We start from the raw sequence: 11,657 nt of genomic DNA, 5'->3' as shown, positions 1-11,657 counted from the left end.
CCGCGGAATTCGTCATCCTCATGCTCGTTCGGCGGCATGAACATGTTCCAGAGGCCTTCGGCCTTCGCCTTCTTCTTAAGCTCTTCCAGCACCGGGATCACCTTCCAGCGATCGCCGCTCTTGTCCTGCTCGTTGTAGATCGGCACCGCCGGACGCACGTGCCTGGTCATGAAGGACTGCACGCGGTCGAGCCATTCCTTCTGCTTGGGGGACAGATCGAAATCCATGGGACGCTCCTCGGTTGTCTTCTCACAAATCGCTTTTGCGCCGGACTGTCGTACCGCCGCGCGCGGCCCGCAAGCAGGAATGCGCAGCTTGCGAGGCTACGGAACTGATCTTGTTGCGAACGAGTCCCGATTGCGGATTGACTTTTCCGACCTTCAAACGATAGTTTCATACAAGTGTTTGAAATGCAACTCCCTCGCTGAGGGCATCCATGGCCAGCGATCACACCCGGACCTCCATCCTTGCCGCCGCGGAACGGCTCTACGCCGATCGCGGCTTTGGCGACGTGACGCTGCGCGACATCGTCGCGGCGGCGAATGTCAATCTTGCGGCAGTGAACTATCATTTCGGTTCGAAGGACGAACTGATCGCAGAGCTGTTCGTCACCCGGTCGATCGCAACCAACCGCGAACGCCTGCACGAACTGAAAACCGCGGAGGAGCAAGGCGGCGGCCGCGCGCCGATCGAGGTGATCTTGCGCGCCCTGGTCGGCCCGACTTTGCGCGGCTGCCTGGGCCCGGAGAACCAGCGCTCGACCGCGGCGCGCTTCATGATCCGCGCCTCGATCGAATCCGTGCCGCCAATCCGCCGCATCAAGAACCGCGAGATCGACCATTTGCGCAAATTCGTCGGCGCCATGCGCCGCTCCCTGCCCGATCGCAGCGACGTCGAGATCTACTGGGGCCTCAACTTCGCACTTGCGATGGCGCACCACACCATCCGCGAGAGCGAACGGCTGACGAAGCTGTCGGAAGGCAAGTGCGACCTCGACGACGTCGAAGACGTGGTTGCGCGTGTGGTCAGCGTGGCGACGATGGCGCTGACCAGCGGACCGACGGGGGTAAAGGCACCGGCGCGCGCGCTGGCGAGAGACGCACGCTGACGCAGGAGCGCGACGGCGCGCACGCCTCGTCCTTCGAGACGACCGCTTCGCGGTCTCCTCAGGAGGAGGCTAAGCGGCAATCGGAGCCCGTTGAACCTGTTGCCGCAAACTCGGTCCTCATCCTGAGGGCCCGCCAAAGGCGGGCGTCTCGAAGGATGGCCACAAAGAAATCTGCCTCATATGCGATGGCCCTGCCGCAAGCGGGGCGAGGAAGCGCACTGGCGCTGCGGCGGCTATGGTCACATCATCGCGATGCAGTCGATCTCGACATCGAAGGGGCCGAACCATTCCGGCGTGCAGACAAAAATTCGCGCCGGCGGATCGATCGGGAAGTAGCGCGCGTAGACCGCGTTGAAAGCGGCGAAGTGCTTTGTCGACGTACAATACACATTGCACTTCATCACATTGTCGAGGCTCGCGCCCGCCGTCTCCAGGCATAGCTTCATCTGCTCGATGACGAGCTCGCTCTGCCGCTCGATCGGCATCTGCGCGAGTTCGCCCGTGTCGGGGTCGAACGGCGGCAGGCCGGCAACGAAGATCATGTTGCCGGCGCGCGTCACCGGCGAGGTCGGCGCCTTCCAACGGTCGAGGAATGTCGAGATGGGTTCGACGCGGAGCGCTTCGCGTTTCATGGGCGGCCACCTTCGGTTCGAACGAGATGAGCGCCCTGACTACATTATACTGCAGCCGGCATGTTTCGCATCCGATCGAAATGGGACCGCAACCGCGGGGGCTAGACCCGCTGCGGCATCTCCTCGGCCTCTTCCTTGGCGAGCAACAGCAGCATCTCGATGCCCATGTCGCCTTCCTGCGGTGAGCGGATGAACTTTATCTCCTCGGCACTTTGCCGCAGCGCGGCAACAATGGCGACGGCCTGGTTGGCCGTGGCCGCCTCTGTGGCCAGAACTGCCTTCTGGTTCCTGGCTTGAAACCCGATCGTGTAGGACATTTGTTTGTTCCCCCCGAACGCTGATGCATCGGATGATCAATATCGAATCAGAGTCGGGCGAAAAGTGGAAGCCGTGTCGACTACGGACCGGAATCATCTGGGGATTGTGCGCAAGCCTCGCACAAGCAAGCCGGCAAGATGGAGCTAGATCACACCCTGCCGCTTCAGCGCCTCGATCTTGCCGGCATCGTAACCAAGTTTGCCGCCGAGAACTTCCTGGGTGTGCTCACCCAGCAGCGGCGGCGCACGATAGGTTTCGATCGGGGTCTCCGAGAAGGTCAGCGCGTTGCGGATCAGCGACAGCTGCGGTTCGAACTTGTGCTCGGTCTTGACCCGCATGCCGCGCGACTGGACGTGGGGATCGGCGAACACCTGCGAGAAATCGTTGATGGGACCTGAGGGCACGCCGGCCTTCTCGAGCTCCTCCAGCCAGTAGGCCACCGGCTTTTTAAGGAACAGGCCTGCGAAGATCGCCATGATCTCCTTGCCGTGAACGACCCGGTCGTTGTTCCTGACGAAGCGCTTGTCATTGGCGAGCTCTGGCTCGCCAAGCACCGCACAGGTGCGCTGGAACTGACCGTCATTGCCGACCACAAGCATCAGCTCGCCGTCGGTGCAGCGGAACACGCCGGCCGGCATGCCGCCATTGCCCCAGGTGCCGCGGCGCGGCGGGGTCGTCCCATTGACGAGGTAAATCTGCAGCCAATGGCTGAGCGAGGCGATCACGGTGTCCAGCAGGCAGACGTCGAGATGCTGGCCTACGCCGCCATTGGCGTCGCGGTGGTAGAGCGCCGAGAGAATCCCAATGGAGGTGTTCATGCCGGTCATGTAGTCCACGATCGAGGGACCGACCTTCATGGGGCCCTCGCCCGGTTCGCCGTCCATATGGCCGGTGACACTCATCAGGCCGCCCATCGCCTGCAGGATGGCGTCGTACCCGGCGCGCGGCGCGTAGGGGCCGGTCTGGCCGAAGCCGGTCACCGAGCAATAGATGATGCCGGGATTGATCGCCTTGATCGTCTCGTAGTCGAGGCCGTAGCGCTTGAGATCGCCGACCTTGTAATTCTCCATGAAGACGTCGACGTCCTTGGCCAGTTCGCGGATGATCGCCTGCCCCTCGAGCTTGGCGATGTTGACGGTGACCGACTTCTTGTTGCGATTGGCGCAGAGATAAAATGAGTTGTTGTTGTTCGCCTTGCCCTCGGGATCGGTCAGGTAAGGCGGGCCGAAGGCGCGCGCGTCATCCCCGGTGCCCGGCCGCTCGATCTTGATCACCTCCGCGCCGAGATCGCCCAGCATCTGGGCCGACAGAGGCCCGGCGAGCACGCGGGTGAGGTCAAGGATCTTGATGCCTGAGAGCGGCAAGGCCGACATGTCGATGTCCTCCGGGAACTGAATCTTGGCGCGGCGGCGAGATCGCGGGCCGCGCTTCCTGCGGATACACCATTTTGGCGCCCTGAGCACTGCACTCTGGGCATACGGCCATCCCCCGCGGCAGAAGCATCAGCGAATTTCCGCGCCGCGATATTGCCTCAAGTCGCGGTGGCTGCCGCCGCATGCGGACGGCGGCGGCCGAGCAGGACCAGGATCAGCACCGTTGCGCAGGAGCACACCAGCGTCAGCGCAAGTGCGCCGCGGCTGCCGAACTCGGTCAGCAAGCCGGCGAGAAGCGGTGGCGAGATCGCGGAGGCGAGATTGAGCGGCAGCGCGATCATCGACATCGCCTTGGCGAATTCGGCCTGGTCGTAGAACACCAGCGGGATGGTCGCGCGTGCCACCGCCATCGCGCCGCTGCCGGCGCCGTAAAGCAGAATGAAGACCGCGACCGCCCAGGTCGACCCCTCGCTCATCATCATCAGCAGCATCGCAACAGGGAGCGCCGTGCCTGCGACAAGCCCGGTCGAGATCCCGTCCCACCGCGCGCCGCCGAGGAAATCGAGCCCGCGGGCGCTGACCTGGACCACGCCGAGCGCCGAGCCGAACGCGATGGCCTGCGCCGGCCCGAGGCCCTCGGCCCGCAACAGCTCGATCAGGATGGCGCCCAGGCCGAAATTGACGAAGGCATTGAGCGTGATCGCGCAGACGACGAGATTGAAGGTGCTTCTCGCAATCGCGGGCGCGGCGACGGGCTTTGCTGGGGTGCCGCCGTGTTGCTTCACCACGCTCCGGCGCGGCGCGCCGAAGGCATAGAGCGGCAGCGAGACCAGGATCAGCATGGCCGCGTAGACCAGGCAGGTGATGCGCCAGCCGAAATGACCGCTGAGAAACGAGGTGGTCGGCCAGAAGATGCTGCTGGACAGGCCCGTCACCAGCATGAGCGCGCCGATCGCATTCCTGGCCTGCCGTCCGGCAACTTCGTTGAGCATGATGTAGGCGCCGGTCGACAGCGTCGCGCTGCCGCCCATGCCGAGAATGACCCAGCCGGCGAAATAGAGCATCGGTTCGCGCGCAAAGTAGAGAACGACATAACCCGGCACGGCAACAATCGTGCCCGCCATCATCACCTTGCGTGCACCGTGCCGCGCAAAAGCCTTGGCGAGCCAGGGCGCGCACAGCCCCATGGTGACGTAGAGGACCGAACTGCCGGCGAACACTGCCGGCAGGCTCAAGCCGAGATCGGCCGCAAGGTCGCGGCCCACGACGGCCGGAAGGCCGATCGTGCCCCATCCGATGAGCTGGGTGATTGCAAGCACGACCAGGACGGTGAAGAGCCTGCCGTCAGTTTTCAGAAACCGCATTCCGCCCCGTTGCCTGCGCCAGATCATGCGATGCGCGCAGACACGTCATAGCGGGAGTTTGGGCGCAGCGGAACGCCGGCTGCCGAATGGCAGAAGGCGGCCGGGAGCATGTCAGGCCAAGGACGCTCGTCCCTACCCCGCGATCCCGAGCATGGATCGCGCCTCGGCCGCAGTTGCGACGCGCCGGCCGTGGCGGGTGACAGCCGCGGCGGCAATGGTCACGAGCTCCGCGTTGCTGGCGGCCAGGCGCGTCTTGTCGATCCTGATATTGTCCTCGAGCCCGGTGCGAACCGCATCGGCGCCCCGCGCAAGCGCCCATCCCATGACCTCGGCCTGATGGCGGCCGATCCCGGCCGCGGTCCAGGTCGCTTTCGGAATCAGCCGCCTGAGCTCTCCCAGCAGGATGTCGAGGACATGCTCGTCGGCCGGCATCGCGTTCTTGACGCCCATGACGAACTGCACGTGCGGACGCGCGTCGATCAGCCCGGCCTCGATCAAGCGGCGGGCGCCGTGCAGATGCGACAGATCGAAGATCTCGATCTCCGGACGGATGCCGCCCTGCTTCATGCTGGTGGCGAGCGTCTCGACCAGAGCCGCGCTGTTCTCATAGACGATGGTCGGAAAGTTCACCGATCCGGTGGACAGCGAGGCCATGTCCGGCTTCAGGTAGAGCGATGATCCGCGCGCCGAGGGATCGCGGCCGCGCCCGCCGGTCGAGAACTGAACGATCATCTCCGGACAGTGCTTCCTGATCCCCTCCTGCACCAAGGCAAAGCGCTCCGGGTCGGATGACGGCGTCTCGTCATCGTTGCGAACATGGATATGCGCAAGCGTGGCGCCGGCCTCGAACGCCTCGTGCGTCGAGTCGATCTGCTCGGACGGCGAGATCGGTACCGCGGGATTGTCCTTCTTGCGCGGAACGGAGCCGGTGATCGCGACGGCAATGACAGCAGGGCTCATCTTGCAACCTCATATCGATCGCGCTCACGCGCACCAAATTCGAATCGGCAGTCTGGCTCTCCAGTGAGGCCCTGCCGCCGCGACTATCATCGGTCGCGGCGGCAGTTGCCTCTACCATACCCCTCAGGTCCGAACCGTGGCAGCCCCGCTCACCGCGGCGTCGGCACGCTGCCGGTCATAATCTGCCCGCGGCATCGGAACGGCATTGGGATTGCCGAGATCGTCGATCCTGATCCGATAGGTTTCCCGCGCGGTCAGGGCCGCCAGCGCCGCGATGACCGTGATGGCGAAGGCGATCGCCCCCACCGTCAACGGAATGTTGGTCGAGCCGGGAGGCGCCACGGTCGCAAACAGGGCGGGAAGCAATGCGGTGATGGTCGTTCCGATGTTCTGCGAGATCGCCATGGCCGAGACGCGGGTGCGCGTCGGAAACAGCTCCGGGTAAAAGCTCGGAAAGATCGCGTTATAGCCCTGGTAGACCACGCCCCACATCAGCAGCGACACCACTATTGCCAGCGGCACATTCCTGATGCTGATGGCATAGAGATAGCAGAAGGCGAGCAAGCCGGAGAGAAGCGCGCCTACGACGATCGGAGGCTTGCGACCGACCTTGTCGGAGAGATTGCCGACGAAGGGAATGACGAACACGGCCAGCATATTTCCGAGGACGGGGATCCAAAGATAGACGTCTTTCGCAAAGCCGATGCCATAGGCGGGCTGGACCGCATAGGCCGCACCGAAGATGGTCGCAACCACCGGAATGACGTTCATCAGCGCCATGCAGATGACCCTGAGCATGTCGCGCCAGCTCAGCCTGATAGCCTGGACGATGGGCGCCCGCGGCGTTTCTCCCCGTTCGCCCTCGCGGGCAAAGGCCGGGGTTTCCTCGACTTCGCGACGGATGATGTAGCCTGCGATGATGACGAAGAAGCTGAGCAGGAAGGGAATCCGCCAGCCCCAGCTGTTGAAGGCCTCGGTCGGCATATAGGCCGCCAGGGGCAGGAAGATTGCTGCGGCGAGAATCTGTCCGGCCTGCACGCCCTGAAGGGCGAAGCTGGCGTAGAAACCGCGCCGACCGAACGGCGCGTGCTCCAGGATCATCGAGCTTGCGCCTGAGATCTCGCCGGCAACGGCAAATCCCTGCACGAGGCGCAGAATGACGAGCAGAATTGGCGCCAGGATGCCGACCTGCTGGTAGGTCGGCAGGATACCCACCGCCATCGTGGAGATGCCCATCAGGAACATGCAGACGATGAGAACCGTCTTGCGGCCATGGGTGTCGCCCCAATGTCCGAGGACGAACGCGCCAATCGGCCGGGCCACATACCCGACTCCATAGGTCGCCAGCGACGCCACGATCGCGACAGTTGGATTCTGAGACGGGAAGAAGATTTGCGGGAAGACCAGCGACGCGGCGGTCGCGTAGATGAAGAAGTCATAATATTCGAGAGCCGACCCGATCCAGCCGCTCGCAGCGGCCTTTCTGGATTGGCCCGTGTCATGGATCGCGCGCGTCGTGGTCATCTCAGAAATTCCTCCACCTGGTTGCGTGACGTCCCGTTGGCGGGCTTCGTCGAAATTGGTCAGCACTCACCGGGCGCGCAGCGCCGCTCGCGGAGCGCTTGTCACTGCCGATACGTGTCCGATTGCGTGTGAGAATAGGCCTGCCGCCAGGTAACACAATTACCCTGTTATACGGGAAACCTAACATGATGTTATGTGCGCCCTGCGGAGCATCCGGGCGCAGGCGACGAACGTTGGCGCATCTGCGCCGTGTGAGGTGCTGGCTAGCTGTTCGGGGGTCTCAGGCCGTGTGGCCGGGATCGACCTGCTTCGGGGTCTTCTTCTCGCGCTGCGGGGTCATCTTGGTCGGATCGGGCGCGCCCGGCACGCCACGCGGACCGAGCTGATCGCGTTGGATGTCGTCCTCAGACCGGGACGGCTCGATGCCATTCGGCTCACGAGGCTTGGTCATCGCGGCCTCCTCCTCTTGCACGTGCGCAGGCCCTATATGCCGAGCGCGTTGTCGCCCTTCTCGCGGCCGGGTACGCTGACGTGAACCTCGTGCCCTTGGCGGAGCGCCAGCGAGGCGGCCGCTACCGCCGACTCGAACGCCGATTCCTTGGTGGCGTATTTGCCGTTGACGTTGCCATCGTGCAGCACGCCCCATTCGTCCTCGACCGGCACGATCGCGTATTGAGCAAGGCCCATCATCCACCTCCTATCGTTGCGTGACCTGCGGCTGCGCGGCTGTCACCCGCCAAACCGTGTTGCCGCTGTCGTCGGCAACCAGCAGCGCACCGGTCTTGTCGATGGCGACTCCGACCGGCCGGCCACGCGCCTGGTTGTCGCTGTTGAGGAATCCGGTGACGACGTCCTGCGCCGGCCCGCTCGGCTTGCCGTTGCTGAACGGCACGAACACGACCTTGTAGCCGTTCAAGACTTGCCGGTTCCAACTGCCATGCTCGCCAACGAAGGCGCCGCCGCGATAAGCGCTCGGCAGGCTGGCGCTGGTGGCGAAGGCAAGGCCCAGCGGCGCGACGTGGGAGCTCAGCGCGTAATCCGGCACGATCGCCTTGGCGACGAGATCGGGGCGCTGCGGCTTGACCCGGGGATCGACGTGCTGGCCGTAATAGCTGTAGGGCCAGCCGTAGAAGCCGCCATCCTTCACCGATGTCATGTAGTCGGGGACCAGATCGGGGCCGAGCTCGTCACGCTCGTTCACGACTGCCCACAGCGCGCCGCTCTGCGGCTCGAAGCTGAGACCGTTCGGATTGCGCAAGCCGCTCGCGAATATCCGCCAGCGGCCGGTGGCGCGGTCGATCTCGAGGATGTCGGCGCGATTGTGCTCGGCCTCCAACCCATTCTCGGTGATGTTGCTGTTGGAGCCGACGCCGGCGTAGAGTTTTGAACCGTCGGGGCTCGCCACCAGGCTCTTGGTCCAGTGATGATCAATCGGTCCGCCCGGGAGCGGCGTCAGCACGGTGCCGGGTGCGGTGATTTTCGTATCGCCCTCGGTGTAGGGATATTTGACGATCGCATCGGTGTTGGCGACATAGAGATCGTTGCCGACGAGCGCTACGCCAAAGGGCGAGTTGAGATGGTCGAGGAAGACGCTTTGCGTGTCCGGCACGCCATCGCCATTGCTGTCGCGCAGAAGCGTGATGCGGTTGCTCTCGCCGGGATCGCCGCCGGATGTCGCCCAGGACTCGACAAAACCCATGACGATTTCCTTCGGCCGCTTGATCGCCGCGGCCTTCGGCGCCTTGGATTCCACCACCAGCACGTCGCCGTTGGGCAGCACATAGAGCGAGCGCGGATGTTGCAAGCCGGTCGCAAAGGCCTTGGCCTGCAGGCCCTGCGCAACGGTCGGCGTCTCGTCCTTTTTCCAGCCGACAATGCGCGCGATGTGCATCGGCGGCAGCAGATATTGCTGGATGTCAGGCAGCACGGGGTTGGCGCCGATTTGCGCTTTGGGATCGCCGCTGCCGTCGTTGCAGCCGGCAAGACACAGCAGCGAGGAGCACAGCAGTGCGCGGGCAAATGGGAAGGTCATCGCGCGACTCCGACGCCGTAGCGGTACACCATGGCCCAGCCGAGCCAGCCGGTGACCGGCAAGATCAGGACAGTCAAGACTGAAAGAACGAGCCCCCATGGCCATACCGAGGTCCACGCGTCGCGCGTATGGATGAGCGCATTGATGATCGCGAGGATCAGCGCCACCGCGTTGCCGATCAGATGCGGCCAGGCCGGCGGCTGCGCTCGCACCAGGCGGTTACCAAGGAAATCGGTCAGGCCCGCGATGGCGGCCAGCACGCCGAAGATGACGCCGACGAGAAGGAGCCAGGCGGAAAAATCCGCCCACATGATCTCGGCGCTGACGACATAGGCGATGTCGGTCAGCAATGCCCCGATGAAGCACACGATCGGGATGGGCACCAGCATCGGATGAATCGGATGGCCTGCGATTTGTGCGGTGGACCGCACGCGCACAGCTTCTTGCACGGTTGGCCTCGTGTGAGTTTTCGCCCCGCCCCTGCGGCCAACTCTTGCTCGGCGCGAAGGTTCCTGGGCTTCCGTAGGCCGCAAACGGCTCAGAGCGACCAGACACTCACAGGAACCGGGCGAGCTTCGCCGCCTTGAAATCCCACGCTGATCTCGGATGAAGCGGTTCGCCGCCTGGTTGCCCCGCTCGGCTATCGTGGTGCTGGGACGCCAACAACTCTCCACCGAGAACACGCTGACACCGATCCTGCCGCTGTTGCACAACCGGGACCTCGGCACTTTGGGGAGCGTACTCAGGCTGTGGGTCCTGGTTCTCGCCTCGAACATCGCCGGAACCTGGGGGTCGGATCCGTGCTCGCTCACACCAGCATCTTCGAACCCCGCATCCTGGATGCCTTCTTCGATCTCAGCCGCCGCACCGTCGAGGGGACATTCGGGACGACGCTCGTCCGGGGGATCTTTGCGGGCTGGTTGATCGCCTTGATGGCGTGGCTTCTTCCAGCCACCAAGGGATCTCGCGCGCACATCGTCGTCGTGATGGCCTACGTTGTCGCGCTCGGCGAGTTCGCGCATATCATCGCCGGCTCCGTCGAGTGCGCCTTCCTGGTGCAAAGCGGCAGGGCGTCCCTGACTCAGTACGCCTTCGACTTCTTTCTACCGACCCTGCTTGGCAACATCCTGGGCGGAACGACCCTGGTCGCCCTGCTGAATTATGGACAGGTCGCAGCCGAAATCGACGACCACAGGGAATAGATCGCCGAGATTGAACGAGATGTCAGATCGATCATCGTCCTGGCGTGAAGGTGAGCTGACAACCTCAAGGCGGCGCCGTCGATCGCGCCCGCGAAGATCGCGAGGAGAAGGATACGAAATAATTGCGCTGAACAGCTGGGTGCTATGAGGCAGGGAGATTTGGGGCGGCAAGATAGGCCTCGTACGCCCGCCTCAAGCCGTCGTGAAGCGAGGTGGTCGCGCGCCAGCCGAGCTTTGCGAGACGACTGACGTCGAGCAGCTTGCGTGGCGTGCCGTCGGGCCGCGAGGTGTCGAAACTGATTTCGCCGCTGTAGCCGACGATTTCGGCGACGACGCGAGCGAATTCGGCGATGGTGATGTCCTCGCCGGTGCCGATGTTGACCAGCTCCGCGCTCGAATAAGTCTTCATCAGGTGCACGCAGGCATCCGCCATGTCGTCGACATAGAGGAACTCGCGCCGTGGCGTTCCGGTGCCCCACACCACGACGCTCTTGGCGCCCGCGAGCTTCGCCTCGTGGAAACGCCGGATCAGCGCTGCGACGACATGGCTCAGTTCGGGGTGATAATTGTCGCCGGGACCGTAGAGATTGGTCGGCATCACATTGATGAAGTCGCTGCCGTACTGGCTGCGATAGGCCTCCGCCATCTTGATGCCCGCAATCTTGGCGATCGCATAGGGCTCGTTGGTCGGTTCCAGCGGGCCTGTCAACACCGAGTCCTCGCGCAGCGGCTGCGGCGCCAGCTTCGGATAAATGCAGGAGGAGCCCAGAAACATCAGCTTCTCGGCCCCGTTCTGATGCGCGGCCTGGATCACATTGGCTGCAATCGCGATGTTATCGTAGATGAACTGGGCGCGCAGCGTGGCATTGGCGACGATGCCACCGACCCTGGCGGCGGCAAGGAATACGACTTGCGGCCGCGTTCTCGCAAACCAGTCGAACACGGCGGCCTGGTTGCAGAGATCGACCTCGCGCCGGTCCACCGTCACGAGATTCACCTCCTCGCGCGCCAGCCGGCGCAGCAGCGCGCTGCCGACCATGCCGCGATGGCCGGCGACGTAGACGCTCCTGCCCTTCAGTTCAAACGGTGCGTTTGGCACTGCCAGCGTCCCGCTTTGCTTCGGCCAGATCGCTCGCCATCATCT

Annotated in this window: 13 protein-coding genes and 1 pseudogene; 2 read left to right on the top strand and 12 right to left on the bottom strand. The window is 64.0% G+C overall.

Going from position 1 to position 11,657, the window contains the following annotated elements; genetic code table 11:
* Positions 1 to 227 (bottom strand): annotated as a pseudogene (locus AC0L2O_RS35490) (acyl-CoA dehydrogenase); the annotation flags it as partial.
* Between the two features lie 209 nt (positions 228 to 436).
* On the opposite strand from AC0L2O_RS35490, the gene AC0L2O_RS35485 reads away from it, so the two are divergent.
* A complete protein-coding gene (locus AC0L2O_RS35485; RefSeq protein WP_473373023.1) occupies positions 437 to 1,108 on the top strand; it encodes a TetR/AcrR family transcriptional regulator in 672 nt (223 codons plus the stop codon).
* Positions 1,109 to 1,347: 239 nt separating this feature from the next.
* Here AC0L2O_RS35485 and AC0L2O_RS35480 read toward each other — a convergent pair whose 3' ends face one another.
* The 10 genes from AC0L2O_RS35480 to AC0L2O_RS35435 form a co-directional block, all read right to left on the bottom strand.
* Positions 1,348 to 1,740: a RidA family protein gene (locus AC0L2O_RS35480; protein ID WP_473373022.1), complete on the bottom strand. Its 393-nt coding sequence runs from the start codon at positions 1,738 to 1,740 to the stop codon at positions 1,348 to 1,350.
* A gap of 101 nt (positions 1,741 to 1,841) precedes the next feature.
* The gene (locus AC0L2O_RS35475; RefSeq protein ID WP_369723061.1) at positions 1,842 to 2,057 is read right to left on the bottom strand and encodes a hypothetical protein; all 216 of its coding nucleotides are present in this window, start codon (positions 2,055 to 2,057) and stop codon (positions 1,842 to 1,844) included.
* A 144-nt stretch (positions 2,058 to 2,201) separates the two neighbouring features.
* A complete protein-coding gene (locus tag AC0L2O_RS35470; protein ID WP_473373021.1) occupies positions 2,202 to 3,431 on the bottom strand; it encodes a CaiB/BaiF CoA transferase family protein in 1,230 nt (409 codons plus the stop codon).
* Between the two features lie 158 nt (positions 3,432 to 3,589).
* Positions 3,590 to 4,795 (bottom strand): MFS transporter, encoded by a 1,206-nt coding sequence (locus AC0L2O_RS35465; RefSeq protein ID WP_473373020.1) that lies wholly within the window; start codon positions 4,793 to 4,795, stop codon positions 3,590 to 3,592.
* A gap of 132 nt (positions 4,796 to 4,927) precedes the next feature.
* On the bottom strand, positions 4,928 to 5,755 hold the full coding sequence (locus AC0L2O_RS35460) for a 3-oxoadipate:acetyl-CoA acetyltransferase (RefSeq protein WP_473373019.1): 828 nt from the start codon (positions 5,753 to 5,755) through the stop codon (positions 4,928 to 4,930).
* A 123-nt stretch (positions 5,756 to 5,878) separates the two neighbouring features.
* On the bottom strand, positions 5,879 to 7,279 hold the full coding sequence (locus AC0L2O_RS35455) for an MFS transporter (RefSeq protein ID WP_473373018.1): 1,401 nt from the start codon (positions 7,277 to 7,279) through the stop codon (positions 5,879 to 5,881).
* Positions 7,280 to 7,559: 280 nt separating this feature from the next.
* Positions 7,560 to 7,730: a hypothetical protein gene (locus AC0L2O_RS35450; RefSeq protein ID WP_369723057.1), complete on the bottom strand. Its 171-nt coding sequence runs from the start codon at positions 7,728 to 7,730 to the stop codon at positions 7,560 to 7,562.
* A gap of 32 nt (positions 7,731 to 7,762) precedes the next feature.
* A complete protein-coding gene (locus tag AC0L2O_RS35445; RefSeq protein ID WP_369723056.1) occupies positions 7,763 to 7,966 on the bottom strand; it encodes a hypothetical protein in 204 nt (67 codons plus the stop codon).
* A 10-nt stretch (positions 7,967 to 7,976) separates the two neighbouring features.
* A complete protein-coding gene (locus AC0L2O_RS35440; RefSeq protein WP_369723055.1) occupies positions 7,977 to 9,311 on the bottom strand; it encodes a PQQ-dependent sugar dehydrogenase in 1,335 nt (444 codons plus the stop codon).
* On the bottom strand, positions 9,308 to 9,760 hold the full coding sequence (locus tag AC0L2O_RS35435; RefSeq protein WP_473373017.1) for a DUF2231 domain-containing protein: 453 nt from the start codon (positions 9,758 to 9,760) through the stop codon (positions 9,308 to 9,310). The genes AC0L2O_RS35440 and AC0L2O_RS35435 overlap by 4 nt, the downstream gene beginning before the upstream one ends.
* Positions 9,761 to 10,111: 351 nt before the next feature.
* On the opposite strand from AC0L2O_RS35435, the gene AC0L2O_RS35430 reads away from it, so the two are divergent.
* Entirely contained in the window at positions 10,112 to 10,513 is a 402-nt protein-coding gene (locus AC0L2O_RS35430) for a formate/nitrite transporter family protein (protein WP_473373016.1), read from the top strand.
* Positions 10,514 to 10,655: 142 nt separating this feature from the next.
* Here AC0L2O_RS35430 and fcl read toward each other — a convergent pair whose 3' ends face one another.
* Positions 10,656 to 11,612 (bottom strand): GDP-L-fucose synthase, encoded by a 957-nt coding sequence (fcl, locus tag AC0L2O_RS35425; protein WP_473373015.1) that lies wholly within the window; start codon positions 11,610 to 11,612, stop codon positions 10,656 to 10,658.
* Positions 11,613 to 11,657: the final 45 nt, after the last annotated feature.

Source organism: Bradyrhizobium sp. Kon10, from assembly GCF_055807395.1.
Note: the sequence above shows the minus strand (reverse complement) of the source record. Positions and strands in the feature narration are given on the sequence as shown.

Coding starts and splice junctions, on each gene's coding strand:
- AC0L2O_RS35455 (WP_473373018.1), bottom strand. CDS start 7,279: ATGACCACGACGCGCGCGATCCATGACACGGGCCAATCCAGAAAGGCC.
- AC0L2O_RS35475 (WP_369723061.1), bottom strand. CDS start 2,057: ATGTCCTACACGATCGGGTTTCAAGCCAGGAACCAGAAGGCAGTTCTG.
- AC0L2O_RS35445 (WP_369723056.1), bottom strand. CDS start 7,966: ATGGGCCTTGCTCAATACGCGATCGTGCCGGTCGAGGACGAATGGGGC.
- AC0L2O_RS35480 (WP_473373022.1), bottom strand. CDS start 1,740: ATGAAACGCGAAGCGCTCCGCGTCGAACCCATCTCGACATTCCTCGAC.
- AC0L2O_RS35470 (WP_473373021.1), bottom strand. CDS start 3,431: ATGTCGGCCTTGCCGCTCTCAGGCATCAAGATCCTTGACCTCACCCGC.
- AC0L2O_RS35450 (WP_369723057.1), bottom strand. CDS start 7,730: ATGACCAAGCCTCGTGAGCCGAATGGCATCGAGCCGTCCCGGTCTGAG.
- AC0L2O_RS35460 (WP_473373019.1), bottom strand. CDS start 5,755: ATGAGCCCTGCTGTCATTGCCGTCGCGATCACCGGCTCCGTTCCGCGC.
- AC0L2O_RS35465 (WP_473373020.1), bottom strand. CDS start 4,795: ATGCGGTTTCTGAAAACTGACGGCAGGCTCTTCACCGTCCTGGTCGTG.
- AC0L2O_RS35440 (WP_369723055.1), bottom strand. CDS start 9,311: ATGACCTTCCCATTTGCCCGCGCACTGCTGTGCTCCTCGCTGCTGTGT.
- AC0L2O_RS35485 (WP_473373023.1), top strand. CDS start 437: ATGGCCAGCGATCACACCCGGACCTCCATCCTTGCCGCCGCGGAACGG.